Below are 19855 nucleotides of genomic sequence, written 5' to 3' on the forward strand. Positions count from 1 at the left end.
AGGTTCTATTTATGAATGTAGGATTAGTTGCCCATGATGGGAAAAAGAACTTGATGCAGAATTTGTGTATTGCATATCAGGATATTTTAAAAAAGCATAAATTATATGCAACAAGTACGACCGGACAGATGATCGAAGATGTTGCCAATTTAAAGATTCATAAACTTCTTGCGGGACATTTTGGCGGAATGCAGCAGATGGGAAGCAAGATATCCAACAATGAAATAGACCTTTTGATTTTTTTACAGGATCCGTCAAATAAGAAGAGAACACCGGATTTTTATAATGTTTTAAATCTCTGTGACCAGTATAATATTCCATGTGCCACGAATCTTCCAACTGCGGAAGTATTGATCCTTGCACTGGATCGAGGAGATTTGGATTGGAGGAATATGTATAAATAGACTGTCAGGAGACGGTCTTTTTTTACAAAGATTATGAAGATGAAGAAAATAATATGTATGATTATGTCGATCATGATGGTAGCAATGTCAGGGTGCCAGTCATCCAGCGCAGCATCACTTGATTATGAACAGCATTATAAAACAACAGGAACAGCAATGAAAGAATCAGCATTGTCAGACCGCTGGGAATCTAAAGGCTCTAAAGTAGCAGTTGTATCAAAGAAGAAGGCAGAGAATGAGGATTATCCAGATGCCAAAGAAGTACTTCTTGTGAATAATACAAAGAATAAAGTATTAGTAAGCCAGAAAGTATTTGATCAGGCATATCCAGCAAGTACAACAAAGATCATGACAGCACTTCTCACACTGGAGAATTTAGATTTAAATAAAGTTGTTACGATCAAACATGATATTACATTCCCAGATGGTGCAGCAGTGGCAGTTCATCTAAAAAAGGGAGACAAGATCACAGTAGAAGCACTACTCAATGCCCTGATCATTATGTCAGCAAATGATGCGGCAGTAGCATTAGGAGAAGAAGTCTCTGGAAATCTGACAAGCTTTGTAAAATTAATGAATAAGCGTGCTAAAGAATTAGGTGCAACAAATACACATTTTGCAAACCCAAATGGTTTACATTTAGCCAATCATTATTCTACAGCATATGATTTATACCTGATTTTTAAGGAAGTAGCGAAACACAATGAATTTTTCAATATTGCGGGAAGATCAAGCAGTAGAATTGAATATACAGGCTCTAAAGGACAGTTGAAAGTCTATGATATGGCATCTACAAACCAGTATATTGCAGGTACTTATACATTACCAAGTAATGTATACATGATTGGTGGGAAGACAGGTACAACAACACAGGCAGGTTCTTGTCTGATTCTGCTTACAAAGAATAAAGACGGAGAAGAGTTTATTTCAGTGGTATTAAAAGGAGCAACAAAATCAGCACTTTACCATACAATGACAGATATTTTATCAAAGGAAAACTAAAATGGAACGATATAAAACTTACAGTGGACATTTAAAACAAATATATGGAGAAAAAGTATATAAGCTGCCGGTAAATCTTCCAGTGACTTGTCCGAATCGTATGGATGGAGATGGGTGTAGTTTTTGCGGAGGGGTTGGAACAGGCTTTGAAGCAATGAATTGTGAAACCTCTGTAAGTGAACAGTTATTAACAACAAAAGAAAAGATAGCCAAGCGATACAAAGCAAAAAAATTTATTGCGTATTTTCAAAATTATACGAACACATTTCTTCCAGTAAAACAGTTAGAAGAATATATGATCGAAGCAGCCAGGATGGAAGATATTGTTGGAATTTCAATATCAACAAGGCCAGACTGCATTACAAGAGACTATCTTGACTGTATGAAGAATGTTTCAGACACATATGGTGTGAAAATATCAATAGAATATGGACTTCAGACAGTAAATTATAAGACTTTGGAGAAGATCAACAGAGGACACAGTCTTGCAGAATATCTGGATGCGGTTTTAATGACAGCACCTTATGGATTTGAAATTTGTACACATATCATATTGAATCTTCCAGGTGATGATATAAGAGATGTTATAGAGACGGCAAAGATCCTGTCAGTACTTCCGGTACAGATCGTAAAACTACATTCATTATATGTGCCAAAAGGTTCCAGACTGTACAAAGAATTTGAGGAAGGTAAGGTTAGTATGTGTTCCGCAGAAGAATATTTGGAAAGACTTGTAACTTTTATCAGTTATGTTAGAAGTGATATGGTGATCGAACGACTATTCAGCCGTGTACCAAAAGAAGATGCGTCATTTTCAAATTGGGGAATCAGCTGGTGGAAATTAAGAGACCAGTTTGATGCGATAATGGAGGAGAGAAATCTTACACAGGGATGTAAGGCAGACTATCAAAACGGAGCAGCACTCAGGCGATGGAGGATTTGTTAAATGGCAAAAAAACGACAACGAAAAATAAAAATGCGCTGGAATATTGGAATGATCATATTTGCGGTAATTTTTGTTTATATCGTGATCAATGTCATAATATTTATGGGCAAGAAAAAACTGAGTGTATATAAAGTTACCGAAGATAAGATTACAAACACATTATCATTGACGGGAATTGCAGTCAGGGATGAACAGTTATTAAAGACATCACAGTCTGGATACATTACATATTATGTAGAAGAAGGAAAGCGGGTCAAGAAAGATGGAACTGTTTTTACTGTAGACAAGGACAAGAAAGTTCAGGAAACATTTGCAGAAAAAGTAGAAGAGTTGCAAAAGACGACAAATGTGATGGATGATGATGAGGTATCACGTAAGATCAATGAGTATCAGTCCGTTTACAATGATAATAACTTTTCAGAAGTGTATGATTTAAAATACGATCTTAAGAATGCTATTTTAAATATCAATGAAGATGCAATGAAGAAAGTAATCGCATCAGTACAGGATGCGATGGGGACAGAAAGTTTTCAGACGCAGAAAAGTACTTCAAGTGGTGTGGTAGAATTTTATTCGGATAAATTTGATGGGAAAAAAGTAAGTGATATCAATGCATCAGACTTTGATCAGACAAGATATCGAAAACAAAAATATAATACAGCAGATAAAGTAAAAAAGAATAAAGTTGTTGCAAGGATCAATAAGAGTGAAAAATGGCAGATTGTTGTTCCATTAAAAGAAGAAGAGTACAAGATGCTCAAAGACAAAAAAGAAGTATCAATACGATTTATGCAAGATCAGAATAAAGCAACAGCAACAGTAGAAACCATCAAAAAAGGTAAAAATTATTTTGGATATCTAAAATTAAATGATTATGCGGTTCGTTATTTGAGTGAACGTTATCTTGAGATTGACATTACTTTAGATTCTTATAAAGGGTTAAAGGTTCCAAATACATCAATTGTTAAGAAAAAGTTTTATCAGGTTCCGGTCAAATACCTTACAAAAGGTGATAATAGTACGACGGAACAGTTTGCCGTACGAAGCACTAGTAAGAATGGTGAGGTAACGGTAGAACAAAAAACGTATACCATTTATGGCAGAAGTGAAAAATACTGTTATCTGGATCCTGATGAAGTAGGGGAGAATGTTGTATTGCAGGCAATGGACTCTAATCAGACATTTTTGATCGAGAAGAAGAAGACTTTGCAAGGGGTATATTGTACAAATCGTGGTTATGCAGATTTTAAACCGATCGATATTCTGACACAGAAAGATGATTACTCGATCATAGCCAATGATACGAATCAGGGAGTCAGTGCATATGACTTTATCGTATTGGATGGAACGACGATCAAGGAAAATCAGATTATTTATTAAATGACATTATCAATCAACAGAAAGAAGGAAGAAATATGCTGATAGAACGTTATAATGAAGTGAAAGAACATGTGAAAGAAGCTTGCGAACGCGTGGGACGAGATCCAAGAGAGGTTACAGTCATTGCCGTCAGCAAAACAAAGCCATTAGAGATGGTGGAAGAGTTAAGAAAAGAAAAAGTTCTGGATTTTGGAGAAAACAAAGTACAGGAGATCAGAGATAAGTATGCAAATATCAGCTGGCCGGTAAGATGGCATCTGATCGGACATTTGCAGACAAATAAGATCAAATATATTGTAGATAAGGTAGCATTGATCCATTCTGTGGATTCTGTAAAACTGGCACAGGCAATTGATAAAGAAGCAGTAAAACACAATGTTAAAGAGGTTCCAATTCTTATTCAGGTTAACTTTGCACATGAAGATACTAAATTTGGATTAGATCCAAAGGACGTAGAAGATGTGATCAAAGAAATCTCAAAACTTGAATATGTAAAGATCAAGGGATTGATGCAGATTGCACCATTTGTTGATGATCCCGAAGATAATCGTAAATATTTTCGCGCGATGAAACAATTATCTGTTGACATCAAGAACAAAAACTTTGATAATGTAGATATGAGTATACTTTCCATGGGTATGACGAATGATTATGAGATCGCAGTAGAAGAAGGAGCGACAATGATCAGAGTTGGTACAGCAATTTTTGGAGAGCGCAATTATAACATATAGCGGAGGAAGATCGATGAAAGGTACAGTTGACAAACTGCTGAACTTTATGAAGCTGACAGAAGATGAAGAATACGATGAAGAGTATGAAGAATACGAAGATGAAGAAGAGGAAGAACCAGAGAAAGTAGGTTTTTCATTTTTTAAGAAGAAAGAAAAGGAACCGGTGGAAGAATCTGAAGAAGAAGTAAGCCAGCCTTTTGATCATGTATTAAGTAGGGAAGAGAAGAAGAAAAGGTTTACAAGTACTGGAAGCAAGGTGGTATCCATGAATGGAAGAGGAGTAGAAGTCTACGTTATCAAACCACAGGATTTTGCAGAAGCGCAGACAGCGGCAGATCTTTTAAAGAAAGGAAGAACTGTTGTGATCAATTTAGAAGGTGTGGAACTTACAGTTGCACAAAGAAGCATTGATTTTATTGGTGGAGCAACTTATGCGATCAATGGTTCCCTGCAGGCAGTATCCAACAACATTTTTATTGCAGCACCAGACAGTATTGAAGTCAGTGGAGACCTGAAAAGTGAGATCATGAATGGAAATACGATCTCACCACAATTAAAGTAAACATGAAAGAAGAAGAATTATTAAAGAAACGACTTTTGGAACTGGCACAAAAATCATACAGCCAGAATGTTTATAAACATACACATTTTTTAAATGAATACGAACAGAGTATTTATCAAGATATGAAGAAAGAACTTGATTATGCACATCCACAGCTTGTTGGAGGACATGAACACTTTACAAGAGCTGTGGTACTGTTTGGTTCGAAAGAATTATTTGGTTATGAGGGTGAGATTCCATTGGCATGTGCCAGGATCTCACCTGTTTTTGATAAGTTTGCAGAAACATTAAGCCACAGAGATTATCTGGGTGCTTTAATGAATCTGGGGATTGAACGTTATCTGATCGGGGATATTCTTGTTGATGAAAAATGTGCTTATATTTTTTGTATGTCTCATATTATGGATTTACTAAAAGAACAGTTAGGACAGGTAAGGCATACAAGAGTAGCAGTAGAAGAAGTCGTATGGGAAGAAACAGGATATATTCAGAAATATAAGAGAAAAGAAGGGTTTGTGGCATCTATGCGGTTAGATGTTCTGGTGTCACAGGCATATGGACTTTCAAGAACATCAAGCGATAAGCTGTTAAAAGCCCAGAAAGTATTTCATAATGGAAGACTTTGTATATCATCAGGACAAAAGATCAGACAAGGAGATATCATATCAGTGAGAGGATATGGAAAGTTTCTGGTAGAAGATTTGGGCAAAACATCAAAAAAAGGCCGTCAGTTTCTTACACTGGCGATCTTTCAATAGGAGGAATATATGATTACACCAGTTGAAGTATTAGGAAAAGAACTAAAGAGGGGATTTGGCTATAAGGCAGTTGAGGTTGATGAATTTTTAGAAGATCTTGCAAAAGATTATGAAAAAGTTTACAAAGAAAATAATGAATTAAGAGAAAAAGTATCTGCACTGACAGAGAATTTAAGTCATTATCGTACAATTGAAGAATCATTAAAGAGAGCATTAGTTCTTGCGGAAGAAACATCCAAAGAAACGATTGAGAATGCAACACAGAAAGCCCAGACATTAGAAGCTGAAGCATCAAGAAATGCAAAAGAACTTGTTTCAGAGGCACAGGCAGAAGCAGATAAGATCAGAGTGAGTGCAAAAGAAGATTTCAAGGAAGAAAAAGAAAAACATGAACAAATGATCAAGAATTATCAGGAATTGATCCGAAAGCTAGAAAGTGATTATCAAAGTTATAAAGCAAGAATGAAACAGTTTATAAATGGACAGATGGATATTTTAAACAATCCTGTATATGAGATGGAATTTCAGATCGCAGGAGAGAAGGAAGAAGAGGAGCAGGATAAGAATCATGAACAATTTGGAAAAGAACAGTAAGATTGAGATTCGAACAGATGGTAGAAAATCATATGATATTATTTTGAAAGATTCTTTTGATGATTTTCTAAAACAGATGGAATTTCTGGAAATTGAACACAAAAAAATATGTATTGTAACAGAAAGCAATGTAGCCCCATTTTATTTAAAGCAGATGTATGACTTGATTTCTTCAAAGGCTGCGAAAACGATCACATTCAGCTTTGAAGCAGGAGAGAAACACAAACAGTTAAAGACGATAGAAGCGTTATATGAAGAACTAATCATTAACCATTTTGACCGTCAGGATCTTCTGATCGCATTAGGAGGCGGGGTTGTTGGTGATATGACAGGATATGCGGCGGCAACATATCTTCGAGGAATTGATTTTGTGCAGGTGCCAACAACATTGTTATCACAGGTGGACAGCAGTATCGGGGGCAAGACAGGAGTTGATTTTCTTCAATATAAGAATATGGTCGGTGCATTCCATCAGCCAAAGCTTGTATATATCAATACAGCGACATTAAAATCTCTGCCAGAGAGAGAATATTTTTCTGGAATGGGAGAAGTTATCAAACATGGATTGATCAAAGATGCAAAATATTATGATTGGATCAAAGATAATATTACACCGATCAAAGAAAGAGAACATGAAGCAGTAAGAGAGATGATCTATAGAAGCTGTCTGATCAAAGGAGACGTTGTAGAGCGTGATCCAAAAGAAAAAGGAGAACGTGCCTTATTAAACTTTGGTCATACACTAGGACATGCAATTGAGAAATTAAAAGATTTTACATGGCTTCATGGAGAATGTGTGGCAGCAGGATGTTGTCTGGCAGCCAGAATATCGCAGATGAAAGGAAATCTTACAGAAGAAGAAGTAAAAGATATCAAAGAAGTGTTTATAAAGTTTGGTATGAATGGAGATATCAGTGAACTTTCTATTAAGGATATTATCAAAACAACGAAATCCGATAAGAAGATGGTTGGAGATAAAATTAAATTCATATTATTACATTCCATCGGAGAAGCATATATTGATATGAGTGTAACCGATGATGAAATGGAAAATGCATTAAAAAAATAACAGGGAAAGATAATGAAGAAGCATATAAAGATATTTAGTCTGATTATCATATTGATCATTGCAGACCAGCTGACAAAGCTTTGGGCATTAGCGGATCTGCGTGGCAGTGAGGGAATTCCTGTCATATCAGGGGTGTTTGAACTGCAATATCTTGAAAATCGCGGCGCAGCCTTTGGAATACTTCAAGATAAGCAGATCTTATTTTTGCTGATCACAGTGGCAGTGGCAGTATTGTTAACATATATCTCCATAAGAATACCAGAAGAGAGAAAATATACACCATTAAGAATCTGTTATGTATTACTGATGGCAGGTGCATTTGGTAATCTGATCGATCGTGTGGCAAGAGGTTATGTTGTAGATTTCTTTTATTTTAAACTGATTGATTTTCCTATTTTTAATGTGGCTGATATTTATGTTACAGTGACAATGGTATTACTAATAGGACTGATCTTGTTTTATTACAAAGAAGAAGACTTTGAATTTTTGAGCAGGAAAGGAAAACATGGACGAAACGTTTGAAATTAAAGTGACAAGTGATCTGGCTGGAAAAAGACTGGATGTTATATTGGCAGAACAGTGTGATGATCTTACAAGAAGTTATATCAATAAACTGTGCAAGGAAGAACGTGCAAAGTTAAACGATAAGATTTCCAAAGGCAATAAGAAATGCAAAGAGGGAGATAAGATCACACTTCAGATACCAGAACCAGAAGAACTTGAAATCCTTCCAGAAAAAATGGATCTTGATATTGTTTATGAGGATCAGGATGTTATACTGATCAATAAACCGAAAAATATGGTGGTGCATCCGGCAGCAGGGCATTATACAGGAACTTTGGTAAATGGATTGATGGCACACTGCAAAGACGATCTGTCAGGAATCAATGGTGTACTGCGTCCAGGGATTGTTCACCGGATAGATAAGGATACAACGGGAATTCTGATCGTATGTAAGAATGATATGGCACATCAAAGCATTGCCAAACAATTATATGATCATTCGATCACAAGAAAATATCATGCGATCGTTTATGGAAATATTAAGGAAGAAGAAGGAACCGTAAATGCTCCGATCGGCCGCAGTTTGAAAGACCGCAAGAAGATGGGGATCGTTATGGATGGGAAACATGCAGTGACACACTACAAAGTTTTAAGAAGACTCAAAAAAGGTTTTACTTATATTGAGTGTCAGCTTGAAACAGGAAGAACCCATCAGATTCGTGTCCATATGGCATCGATCAAGCATCCTTTACTCGGAGATGATGTATACGGACCAAAGAAATCAAAATATACACTGGAAGGTCAGTGCCTTCATGCAAAGGTTTTAGGATTTGTACATCCAAGAACCGGAGAATACATGGAGTTTGAAGTACCACTTCCAGAGTATTTTGAAAAACTACTGAAGAAATTAGATCAATGACAGGAGGAGAAGGCACAATGAAACTTGGATTTATCGGATGTGGAAATATGGCACAGGCAATGATCACTGGAATTTTGAAACAAAATGTTGTAAGTCCAGATGAATTGATCGTATCAAACCCACACGAAGAAAAAACAGCAAAATTAAAAGAACAATTTGGAATCTTAACGACAACGGATAATAAAAAGACAGCAAAGGAAGCAGAGATTGTAGTGTTGGCTGTAAAACCTCAAGTGTATCCGGAAGTGATCAAAGAGATCAGAGATGAAGTTTCAACAGAACAGATCATCGTAACGATTGCTGCAGGAGTATCCATGGCGGCAACAGAACGCCAGTTTGGAAAAGAAATGAAGATTGTGCGTGTAATGCCAAATACGCCAGCACTTGTCGGAGAAGGAATGTCTGGATTATGCTGTAATGAATATGTGACAGAAGAAGAATTTGATAAGGTTCATCATATTTTCCAGAGTTTTGGAAAAGCTGAAAAGATTACAGAGAATCTGATGGATGCAGTTGTCGGAGTCAGCGGAAGCGGACCAGCATATGTTTATATGTTTATTGAGGCAATGGCAGATGCAGGGGTAGCACAGGGACTCCCAAGAAAACAGGCTTATACATTTGCTGCACAGACATTACTTGGAAGTGCCAAAATGGTATTAGAGACAGGGCAGCATCCAGGTGAATTAAAAGATGCCGTATGTTCACCAGCAGGAACAACGATCGAGGCTGTCAATACACTAGAGAAAAAAGGATTTAGAAGTGCAGTGATCGAAGCTGTCAATGCGGCGGCAAAGAAAAACCATGAGCTTGGGAAACCAAAAAAGAAAGAAAAATAAAAAAATACTTTACAAAACTAATATAATTATGATATTATATAGAAGTTAGTTAACCGATACTCAGATTTGGGCACTCCAACCCTTTCCTGGTATCTGGCGATCAATAGAATTCAAGGAGGAAAACACAATGATTTCATCAGAAAAGAAAGCAGAAATCGTAGCTAAATACGGTAAAGACGCAAAAGACACAGGTTCACCAGAGGTTCAGGTAGCAATCTTAACAGCTAGAATCAACGAGCTTCAGGATCATTTCAATCAGCATCCTAAAGATCATCATTCAAGAAGAGGACTTCTTAAGATGGTTGGTAAGAGACGTAACTTATTAGCTTACTTAAAGAGCAAAGATGTTGAAAGATATCGTGCATTAATTGAAAAATTAGGATTAAGAAAATAATCTTACAATACGAATTTAAGACCTGTTGTTACAGTCATGTGGCAGCAGGTTTTTATATTATAAGATAATATGTCAAAATAAAGGAATTTTCATAGAAATAGATTGACAATTATTGGTTAAAATTAGGAACAACCTATTGAAATAGTTGACTTTATACAAAATAAAATCTATAATTAAGTTTATATGTGAAATAAAATATAGAGATATTTCACAAAAGAAAAAAGGTAACGAAACAAAGAAACAGTTGAATAACCGAAGGGGAGATTTATGAACACTACATTGATTATTATGGCCGCCGGAATTGGATCAAGATTTGGTGGAGGAATCAAACAGCTGGCAAAGATGGGACCGAATGGAGAAATCATCATGGATTATTCTATCCGTGATGCAAAAGAAGCAGGATTTAATAAAGTTGTATTTATTATCCGTAAGGATATCTTCGAAGAATTTGAAGAAGTGATTGGTAACCGCATCAAAGAACAGATTGATGTAGAATACGTTTTCCAGGAATTAGATGATCTTCCAGAAGGATTTGAAGTCCCAGCAGGACGTACAAAACCATGGGGAACAGGACAGGCAGTTCTTTGCTGCAAGGATGTAGTGAAAGAACCATTTGTGATCATCAATGCAGATGACTATTATGGAAAAGAAGCGTTTGTAAAACTTCATGATTTCTTAGTATCTGGAGAAGATCTTGGAAGAGAATTTACTATGGGAATGGCAGGATTTATCCTGAAGAATACATTAAGTGATAATGGTGCTGTAACAAGAGGAGTCAGTGTTGTAGACGAGAAAGGTCTGTTAAGCCAGGTTCATGAGACAACAGGAATTGAGATGAATGGAGAAGGTAAGATTGTTTGCGACAATGAAGAAGTTCAGAAATGGATCAGCCCAGATGATAAAGTATCTATGAATATGTGGGCAGCATATCCAGAATTTTTAGAATATCTTGCAGAAGACTTCAAGAATTTCTTATCTAATGTTGAAGAAGGAGACATCAAGAAAGAATATCTGCTTCCAAATATCGTAGATAAATTATTAAAAGAAGGACGTGCAAACGTTAAGGTATTAGAGACACAGGACCGTTGGTTCGGTGTAACTTACAAGGAAGACAAAGAATCTGTACAGAAAGCATTTGAAGGTCTGATCAAAGACGGTGTTTATCCAGCAGATTTATGGGCTTAAAATATAAATTATGATAATAAAAGGCAGTTGGAAGTGATTCTGGCTGCTTTTTTATTTCTTGTTTGCTATCATTATATATTGTTGCAATTCTATATATAAATGCGTTAAAATAAAACAAACCTAAAACTACAGGAAAAGGAGTATCGTAGATGGAAGGAGCCATAACAAGAAAACAGATTGCTGGAATTACGATAGAGATTCAGGAAACAAGAATTGGAGACGATATTGTGTTAATTCTTGCTGGAGGTGACAAACCACATATTGGTTGTGTTGTACAGGCGGTTCCACGTCCTTCGCTTACAAATGATGGAAGTATCAGTGTGACATCCTCAGTACTGAATCTGACCGGTCATAAAGATGAATTCTTATGCAGAAAACTGGCAGAGAAACGATGCAGAGAAACGGGAAGAATTGTTGTATGTACTGGAGGAGTACATATTGAAAATATTACGAAAGAGCAGATTCATAAGCTTCTAGAAGAAATATAACATATTTTATCGAATTACAAAAATGGAAAGCAGGTGATTTTTTGAAATTTATTCATATAGCAGATGTACATTGGGGAGCACAACCAGAGAAAGATCGATCATTTGGAAGAATCAGAGAAAATGAAATTAAACATACATTTCAAAAAGTCATTGATTATGCAAACAAACAGCAGACAGATGTCTTACTGATCGCAGGAGATTTCTTTGATCAAAGGCCGACGAAACAGGAATTAAGAGAAGTTGATTATATATTATCAGGATTGCAGAATACAAAAACAGTAATGATCGCAGGGAATCATGATCATTTATCAACAGAAGAAGAGTTTGTTAAGTATCATTGGAATAGTGAAGTATATTTGTTAGACGGCAGAGAAAGAAATTATGTTTATTTTGAAGAACTTCACACAACTATTTATGGGATCAGTTATTGGACAAATCAGATCAGGGAAGCTGTGTATGACGATATGAAACCACAGGATTTTGATGAATTTTCCATTCTTCTTGCACATGGTGGAGATGAAAGTCATATTCCGATCAATAAAGACATATTAAAATGGTCAGGATTCGATTATATTGCTCTTGGACATATTCATAAACCAGAGATTATTTTTGAAGACCTGATGGCATATTCAGGATCTTTAGAACCTTTGGATCGTACAGAAACTGGAAGTCATGGATTTATAGAAGGTGAGATCAGTGAAGAGAAACAGCAGATAGAATTTGTCCCATTTGCAAAAAGAATGTATATACAAGTCGAGGTTATGATCACAGAAGAAATGTCTGCATCTGAAATAAAAGATCGTATAGAAACAGAACTTTCTTATCGTGGAAAAGATAATATTTATGAAGTAGTTTTAACGGGAAGTATTGATCCGGAGATAGAAATAGATTTTGATGATATCAAAGAGGATTATCTGATTTCAGATATCATTTATGAAACAAAAAGTCGCTGGGATTATGATCAGTTAGCAGAAGAAAATGATCTTATGATCCAAAAAGTAGCAGAAATATTAAAAGAAGAACCGCAGGCACTGACATTTGCGATGGAAGCACTATCTTATGCCAGGGAGAGATAAGTGATGGAGATTGAGAAAATAAATATAGATGGATTTGGAAAATTTCATAAATATAATGCATTGACAACTGATAAGATTCAGGTGTTTTTTGGAAAGAATGAGGCAGGAAAGACAACGATCAGAAAATTTATGATCTCAATGCTCTTTGGTTTAGAGAGGGCAAGAGGAGTTGCTGCAGAAAATGACGATTACATAAGATATATGCCAGTAAATGGAGGAAACTATGGAGGTTCTGTTACGATCAGAAAAGGAAAAACTTTTTATCGGATTATAAGGAATTTTTCAAAAGAACAAAAAAATCTTCGGATGTTTTATGAAGACACAATGGAAGAAATCAATCTGCCAGGAACTACATTGCAGCGTATTCTTTTTGACAGTGACAAAACAGCATTTGAGAATACAGTATCAATGACACAGGCAGATATTCGTACAGGAAAAGAAATGAAAGAAGTTCTGCAAAATTCTATGGCGAATTTAAGAAGCAGCAAAAATGTAGGGATCGATCTTCGAAAAGCAGTAGATTATTTAAAGATCAAGAGAAGACAAAAGAGAAAAGATTCTGCATTTGTTCAGGTCGATATTTTGCGGAAACAAAAAAATGAATTCAAATATGATGTTGGGCAATTGAGACGTTATGAACAGGAAGAGAGAAAAATTAAACGACAATTACAGCAAAAAAGGCATTTGACATTTTGGCAGAAACTGATCGGCTGGATTCAAAAACTGTTAGGAAATGATCCAGAGAAGATCAGGAAGATGGAATTAAAACATCGTCTTGAAATTATAGAGATTGAGAAATCACAGCTTCAGATGCAGGAACAAAAAGCAGAAGACATGGAATATAAATACCAACAGGCTCTCAGCAGAAAGAAAGCAGCTGAGCTGGAAATCCATGAGATAGAACAGGCGATCAAAGCCATTGAGCAGGCAGGAAGATCTATTCAGAAGACATTTGGACAGGAATTAAATGAAAAGATATCTAAGATATTTTCAGATGTAACAAATGGAAAATATACGAAAGTTGTCATGGATGACAGCTTGAGGATGATGGTATATGATGGTTTCGATTATATTGATATGAAATATTTAAGCAATGCAACGATAGAACAATTATATTTTGCATTACGTCTGGCATCTGCAGATCTGTTATATGAAGATGATGGATTTCCGTTATTTTTGGATGATGTATTTGGCAACTATGATGATGAAAGATTAAAACAGACACTTGGTTATCTTGAGCGGAAAACAGACAGGCAGATTTTTTTATTTACAGGTAGAAAAGAAATACTTCATATATTAGATCAGAATGAAATTTCATATCACCTTATTTCTTTATAGTTTTTTCTGTGCTAAGATATACAAAGAAAAAGTAACAAAAGGAGATAAGAATATATGGCAAAGAAAATGACCATGGCAGATATCGCAAGTTTATCAGGAGTCGGGAAAAGTACTGTATCCCGTTATTTTAACGGAGGATATGTAAAAGATGAGACAAGAGCGAAGATTCATAAGGTCATTGAAGAATATAATTACACACCCAATGCATTTGCAAGATTAAATGCAAAACAAAGCAATGTGATCGGTGTGGTTGTGCCGACACTTAATTCCAAGATCACAAGTCGCGTAATCACAAGCATTGACCGATATCTAAGAGAGAAAGGATACACAACACTTATTCAGAATTCAGATCACAATATTGATCAGGAATTACAGAATATTCAGCGATTGATCCAGCTAAATGTCGATGGAATCCTGATCAGTTCCATAGCAATTACAAAAGACCACAAAGAACTGTTAAAGAAAGCAGGAATACCTGTGGTTGTCTTAACACAGGATTATGAAGCTGGAATTTCCATCATTTATGATGATTACCATGCAGGAAAAGCTATGGGAGAGCATATAGGGAAGAAAGGACATCAAAAGGTTGGATATATTGGTGTTTATGAGACGGATAAAGCGGTTGGAATCGAACGAAGAAATGGTGTATTAGATGGACTGAAAGAATATGGGATCACACCTGTAATAGGAAAGAGTGATTACAGTTTCCTTGGTGGACAGACGGTTGCAAGAGAATTACTTGAAAAAGAACCAGATTTGGATGCGATCATCTGTGCGACGGACAGACTTGCATTTGGAACATATAAGATCTTGCATGAATATAAGAAAGAGATCCCAGAAGAAGTATCGGTTGCGGCCTTTGGTGGATATGATGAAAGTGCATTATTAACGCCAGAACTTACAACCTTAAAGTTTGATTCTTATGGCATGGGGTACCTTGGTGCGGAAACGATTCTTAAGATGATCGCAGGAGATCCAGTGTCTAAGAAGCAGATTGTTGGATATGAATTTATTGATGGTGGGAGTGTCCGGTAATAAATTTATATTGATAATGATCATAAATTCTTCATATGTACTCATAATATCGCCCTCCTTCCGTATTGCTCGGAACGGAGGGCTTTGCTGTTGAAAATAATAAAACAAAAAATATGGTATCGATTCCATGAAAACTATTGACAAACAAACGAGAAAGTAATAATATACAAATATGGAACCGATACCATAATAAGTTTCACAATCAAAAAAAGGAGAGAAGATATGGATTACGCAAAAATCGCCAGCCAGGTTATTGAAAACGTTGGTGGAAAACAAAACATCAAATCTGTACAGCATTGTGCAACAAGACTTCGCTTACAGCTTAAGAACAACGACCTTCGCAATGAAGAAGCAGTCAGTGACATTGAAGGAGTGAAGGGAGTTTTCTTAACTCAGTCACAGTTCCAGATCATTTTTGGATCAGGACTTGTAAATTTAGTCTGTGATGAAGTGCAGAAACAGTTAGGTATAGCAGTCGATACATCAGCAGATGATGAGAAAGAAGAGAAGAAAGGGAATGCCCTTCAGAGATTAGTAAAGCTTTTAAGTGACATTTTCGTACCAATCATTCCAGCCATCGTAGCCGGTGGTCTGTTAATGGGATTAAATAACATTTTGACAGCAGCAATGTTTCATGGAAAATCAGTGATCGATCTGTATCCACAGTGGAAAGGCCTTGCGACAGCGATCAACTTATTTGCAAGTGCACCATTTACATTCTTGCCAGTACTGATCGGATTCAGTGCAACAAAGAAATTTGGTGGTAATCCATATCTTGGAGCAGCCATGGGTATGATCATGGTTCATCCTGATCTGTTAAGTGCGTACAGCATTGGTATTGCACAGCCACCAGTATGGAACATCTTTGGATTTAAGATTGCAGCGATCGGATATCAGGGAACCGTACTTCCAGTGTTAGCAGTTGCATTTATCTTAGCAACGATCGAGAAGAAGTTACATAAAGTAACACCAACATGGTTAGATAACTTAACAACGCCATTGATCTCTATCATGGTAACATCATTTTTAACATTTATTTTTGTAGGCCCAGTTTTAAGAGAAGCAGGTAACTTATTAGCAGACGGAATCACATGGGTATACAATACACTTGGATTTGTTGGTGGTGGATTATTTGGACTTGCATATGCACCAATTTGTTTAACAGGAATGCATCACAGCTTTATCGCAATCGAGACACAGTTAATTGCAGCGAAAGCAACAACAGGTGGAAGTTTCATTTTCACAACAGCAAGTATGAACAATGTAGCACAGGGAGCAGCTGTTTTAGCAGTTTTATTCTTAACAAAGAATGAGAAAATGAAATCTATCTGTTCCGCTTCTGGTGTATCTGCATTACTTGGAATCACAGAACCAGCAATGTTCGGTGTTACATTAAAATTAAAATATCCATTCTACGCAGCTATCATTGGTTCTGCCGTAGGAAATGCATATTGTGCAGCAACAGGAGTCCTAGCTCAGGCATTAGGAGCAGCCGGACTTCCAGGATTTTTATCTATGCTTCCAAAAGACTATTTAAACTTTGCAATCGGATTAATCTTATCTATGGCAGTATCCGCAGTTTTAACAGCAATCTTCTGGAAGAAGTTTAACATCGAAAGAGAAGACAACAAAGCTCAGACTTCAGTGAAAGAAGAAGTAAAAGAGATCGAAGTACAGGAATCAACAGCTGATACAGCAGAAGAAACAAATGAATTATATGCACCGATGAAAGGTGAAGTTTTAGATGTATCAAAATCTGCAGACCCAGCATTTGCAAGTAAAGCAATGGGAGAAGGAGTTGCGATCAATCCAAGTGAAGGAGTGATCTATGCACCGGCAGATGGAATAATTAGCTTAATCTTCCCAACAAAACATGCGATGGGAATTACATTAAACTCTGGTGTAGAACTTTTGATACATGCAGGAATTGATACAGTCAAGATGGAAGGCAAGGGTTTTGAAACATTCGTAGAGACAGGAGTCAAAGTAAAGAAAGGTGATAAACTGTTATCTTTTGATATGGATCTTGTCAAAGAAAAAGGATACCAGACACAGACAATGTTCCTAGTAGCAGATGCGAAAGGAAAAGAAGTAGAAGTTATTGAAGCAACGAATGCAGATAATGATACAAAGATCATGAAATTAAAATAATAATTATTCGAAAAAGGAAAGGAAACCAGGGCATATGTTTGAAAAATACAAGAAAGTCTATAAGGCAGATTATGAAAAATGGTATAAAGAAAATGAAGCTTACAGAGAACGTGTGGCAGCAGATCCTGACCGATTAAAATTTCATTTAATGCCAAAGACAGGATGGTTAAATGATCCAAACGGTTTATGCCAGTTTGACGGTACATATCATATTTACTACCAGTACACTCCATTTGAACCAACTGGTGAGTTAAAGACATGGGGACATTATACAACAAAGGATTTTATTCATTACAAAGATTATGGACCAGTGGTATTTCCGGATGAAGATATTGATGCCCATGGTGTCTATTCCGGATCTGCATTTATCGAAAATGGCACGATTCACTATTTTTATACAGGTAATCTGAAATATTTTGATCGAGATGATTATGATTATATTAACAGTGGACGCGGAAGTAATACGATCACATTTACAAGCAAAGATGGGTATAATTTTACAAAAAAAGAACTGCTTATGACAACTAACGATTATCCGGATGATATGAGCAACCATGTGCGTGATCCAAAAATCTTTAAGAAAAATGATAAATATTACATGGTGCTAGGAGCAAGAGATAAAGAAGGTATTGGAATGATCCTTCTTTATGAATCCGCAGATCTTAAGAACTGGACATACAAAAACCGTATTACAACGCCACAGAAATTTGGTTATATGTGGGAATGCCCAGATTTATTTGAAATCGATGGACAGTTATACATCATCTGCTGCCCACAGGGCGTAGAGACGCAGGGAATTGATTATGAAAATGTTCATCAGGTCACAGCAATGAAATTAAACTATGATTTTGAGACGGATGAATATGAGATCACAGATATTAAACTCTTTGATCGAGGATTTGATTTTTATGCACCACAAAGTTTCGAAGATGAAAGAGGAAGAAGAATTTTGATCGGATGGATGGGAATTCCAGATGCGGATTATACAAATCCAACCGAAGAAGCAGGATGGCAGCATGCGCTTACAATTCCAAGAAAATTATCTGTAAGAGATGGAAAACTGATCCAGGAACCAATTGAAGAGTTAAAACAGCTTCGAAGCAATGACAAAGCTGTTTGTACATTTAGTTATGGACAGGCGCTCATCATGCAAAATTCTATCTATGAAGCTGTTATAGATTTCAAACGCTGTCGCGAAATGACAATGACATTGAGAGAAGGCATCACTCTTTCTTACAAAGATAATATTCTTACATTAAATCTCGGTGTCTATGGAAGCGGAAGAACAACAAGAAAAGTAAAACTAGAAAAATTAGAACATCTCCATATTTTTGCGGATACATCTTCCTTAGAAATCTTTGTTAACCATGGAGAAGAAGTTTTTACAACAAGAATATATAATCGTCATGGAAGAATACTGATCAATGGAGAATGTTCTGGTATAATGACAGTATATCCATTAAAATCATTTGAGATCGAAGGAGGCAGAAATGAAGAATAAATTATGTGGAATCGGAGAAGCATTAATTGATTTTATCCCAGAGGTAAAAGGACAGAGACTAAAAGATGTACCTTCATTTAAAAGAGTCGCAGGAGGAGCACCTGCAAATGTAGTTGGAGCAGTCACAAAGCTTGGAATTCCATCCAAATTTTTGACAAAACTTGGAGATGATCCATTTGGAGATTATATTGTAGAAGTATTAGATAATGCAGGAATCGATACGTCCAATATTAAAAGGGATAAAGAAGGAGAAACAGCCTTAGCATTCGTATCTCTTGCATCTGATGGTAACCGTGATTTTAAGTTTTATAGAAAAAACAGTGCAGATTTACGTTACAGTGTTGAAGATATCCCAACAGATATTTTAGACGATTGTGGAATGATTCATTTTTGCAGTGTGGATCTTGTAGAATCGCCAATGAAAGAAGCACACAAAAAATTGATCAATATGGCAATCGAGCAAGGTGTGAAAGTTTCCTTTGATCCGAACTTAAGATTTTCTTTATGGGATGATCTTGACAAATTAAAAGAGACAGTCAATGAATTTCTTGCATACGCAGATATCATCAAGATCTCTGACGAAGAATTAGAATTTATCACAGGATATACAGATATCAAAGATGCATTAGACGGACTATTTGCCAACAGAGCAAAATACGTGATCTATACAAAAGGAGCAGATGGAGCTGAAATTTATACAAAGAAAGGTTCTGTTATAGGAGCACCTGGATACAAAATTGATGTACGTGATACAACAGGAGCTGGCGATTCCTTTATCGGAGCATTCTTATACTGTTTGCTAAATGATGAAGTTGAAAATCTTGAAAATGTTGATGATGACACATTAAGAAGATATCTTGACTTTGCAAATGCTTATGCTGCAAATACTACTACAAAAGAAGGAGCATTGGCTGCAATGGCAGATAAAGCTGAGATGGAAGAATGGATTAAGAAATTTTAATTTGGAGTTGGCCAACTGTAG

The 19855-nt window shown here is 36.2% G+C and carries 21 protein-coding genes; all 21 read left to right on the top strand.

Annotated elements, in window-relative coordinates; translation table 11 throughout:
• The first annotated feature begins 11 nt into the window (after positions 1–11).
• The 21 genes from OCV53_RS06810 (at position 12) to OCV53_RS06910 (ending at position 19834) form a co-directional block, all read left to right on the top strand.
• Positions 12–404, top strand: a complete 393-nt coding sequence (locus tag OCV53_RS06810; protein WP_022375130.1) for a methylglyoxal synthase — start codon at positions 12–14, stop codon at positions 402–404.
• Positions 405–443: 39 nt separating this feature from the next.
• Positions 444–1406: a D-alanyl-D-alanine carboxypeptidase family protein gene (locus tag OCV53_RS06815; protein ID WP_242852139.1), complete on the top strand. Its 963-nt coding sequence runs from the start codon at positions 444–446 to the stop codon at positions 1404–1406.
• A 1-nt stretch (position 1407) separates the two neighbouring features.
• Complete coding sequence (mnmL, locus tag OCV53_RS06820; RefSeq protein WP_055197299.1) at positions 1408–2352, top strand: tRNA modification radical SAM protein MnmL/YtqA; 945 nt, start codon at positions 1408–1410, stop codon at positions 2350–2352.
• Positions 2353–3732 carry a biotin/lipoyl attachment domain-containing protein gene (locus OCV53_RS06825; protein WP_055197301.1) on the top strand — a complete coding sequence of 460 codons (1380 nt, stop codon included), beginning with the start codon at positions 2353–2355 and terminating at the stop codon, positions 3730–3732.
• A gap of 35 nt (positions 3733–3767) precedes the next feature.
• On the top strand, positions 3768–4463 hold the full coding sequence (locus tag OCV53_RS06830) for a YggS family pyridoxal phosphate-dependent enzyme (RefSeq protein ID WP_055197303.1): 696 nt from the start codon (positions 3768–3770) through the stop codon (positions 4461–4463).
• A gap of 265 nt (positions 4464–4728) precedes the next feature.
• On the top strand, positions 4729–5025 hold the full coding sequence (locus OCV53_RS12525; RefSeq protein ID WP_410075005.1) for a cell division protein SepF: 297 nt from the start codon (positions 4729–4731) through the stop codon (positions 5023–5025).
• Between the two features lie 2 nt (positions 5026–5027).
• Complete coding sequence (locus OCV53_RS06840; RefSeq protein ID WP_055197305.1) at positions 5028–5783, top strand: YlmH/Sll1252 family protein; 756 nt, start codon at positions 5028–5030, stop codon at positions 5781–5783.
• A gap of 9 nt (positions 5784–5792) precedes the next feature.
• The gene (locus tag OCV53_RS06845; RefSeq protein WP_022375137.1) at positions 5793–6377 is read left to right on the top strand and encodes a DivIVA domain-containing protein; all 585 of its coding nucleotides are present in this window, start codon (positions 5793–5795) and stop codon (positions 6375–6377) included.
• A complete protein-coding gene (aroB, locus tag OCV53_RS06850) occupies positions 6352–7446 on the top strand; it encodes a 3-dehydroquinate synthase (RefSeq protein ID WP_055197307.1) in 1095 nt (364 codons plus the stop codon). The genes OCV53_RS06845 and aroB overlap by 26 nt, the downstream gene beginning before the upstream one ends.
• Before the next feature lie 12 nt (positions 7447–7458).
• A complete protein-coding gene (gene lspA, locus OCV53_RS06855; RefSeq protein WP_055197309.1) occupies positions 7459–7968 on the top strand; it encodes a signal peptidase II in 510 nt (169 codons plus the stop codon).
• Positions 7952–8869: an RluA family pseudouridine synthase gene (locus OCV53_RS06860; RefSeq protein ID WP_055197311.1), complete on the top strand. Its 918-nt coding sequence runs from the start codon at positions 7952–7954 to the stop codon at positions 8867–8869. Before lspA ends, OCV53_RS06860 begins: the two co-directional genes overlap by 17 nt.
• 17 nt (positions 8870–8886) lie before the next feature.
• A complete protein-coding gene (gene proC, locus OCV53_RS06865) occupies positions 8887–9705 on the top strand; it encodes a pyrroline-5-carboxylate reductase (RefSeq protein ID WP_022375141.1) in 819 nt (272 codons plus the stop codon).
• Between the two features lie 127 nt (positions 9706–9832).
• Entirely contained in the window at positions 9833–10099 is a 267-nt protein-coding gene (gene rpsO / locus OCV53_RS06870; RefSeq protein WP_022375142.1) for a 30S ribosomal protein S15, read from the top strand.
• Between the two features lie 267 nt (positions 10100–10366).
• Positions 10367–11284: a nucleotidyltransferase family protein gene (locus tag OCV53_RS06875; protein ID WP_055197313.1), complete on the top strand. Its 918-nt coding sequence runs from the start codon at positions 10367–10369 to the stop codon at positions 11282–11284.
• A 149-nt stretch (positions 11285–11433) separates the two neighbouring features.
• On the top strand, positions 11434–11772 hold the full coding sequence (gene lpdD / locus OCV53_RS06880) for a prenylated flavin chaperone LpdD (RefSeq protein ID WP_022375144.1): 339 nt from the start codon (positions 11434–11436) through the stop codon (positions 11770–11772).
• Between the two features lie 41 nt (positions 11773–11813).
• Positions 11814–12848, top strand: a complete 1035-nt coding sequence (locus OCV53_RS06885; RefSeq protein ID WP_022375145.1) for a metallophosphoesterase family protein — start codon at positions 11814–11816, stop codon at positions 12846–12848.
• A 3-nt stretch (positions 12849–12851) separates the two neighbouring features.
• A complete protein-coding gene (locus tag OCV53_RS06890) occupies positions 12852–14186 on the top strand; it encodes an AAA family ATPase (RefSeq protein ID WP_055197316.1) in 1335 nt (444 codons plus the stop codon).
• A 54-nt stretch (positions 14187–14240) separates the two neighbouring features.
• Positions 14241–15221, top strand: coding sequence for a LacI family DNA-binding transcriptional regulator (locus OCV53_RS06895; protein WP_055197318.1), 981 nt, complete (start codon positions 14241–14243; stop codon positions 15219–15221).
• A gap of 222 nt (positions 15222–15443) precedes the next feature.
• Positions 15444–17372 (top strand): sucrose-specific PTS transporter subunit IIBC, encoded by a 1929-nt coding sequence (locus tag OCV53_RS06900; protein ID WP_055197320.1) that lies wholly within the window; start codon positions 15444–15446, stop codon positions 17370–17372.
• 34 nt (positions 17373–17406) lie between these two features.
• On the top strand, positions 17407–18873 hold the full coding sequence (locus OCV53_RS06905; RefSeq protein ID WP_022375149.1) for a glycoside hydrolase family 32 protein: 1467 nt from the start codon (positions 17407–17409) through the stop codon (positions 18871–18873).
• Complete coding sequence (locus tag OCV53_RS06910) at positions 18863–19834, top strand: carbohydrate kinase family protein (RefSeq protein WP_055197322.1); 972 nt, start codon at positions 18863–18865, stop codon at positions 19832–19834. The genes OCV53_RS06905 and OCV53_RS06910 overlap by 11 nt, the downstream gene beginning before the upstream one ends.
• The last annotated feature ends 21 nt before the right edge of the window (positions 19835–19855 follow it).

The sequence above is a fragment of the Anaerostipes amylophilus genome, assembly GCF_025567365.1.
In the GTDB taxonomy this organism is placed as follows: domain Bacteria; phylum Bacillota; class Clostridia; order Lachnospirales; family Lachnospiraceae; genus Anaerostipes; species Anaerostipes amylophilus.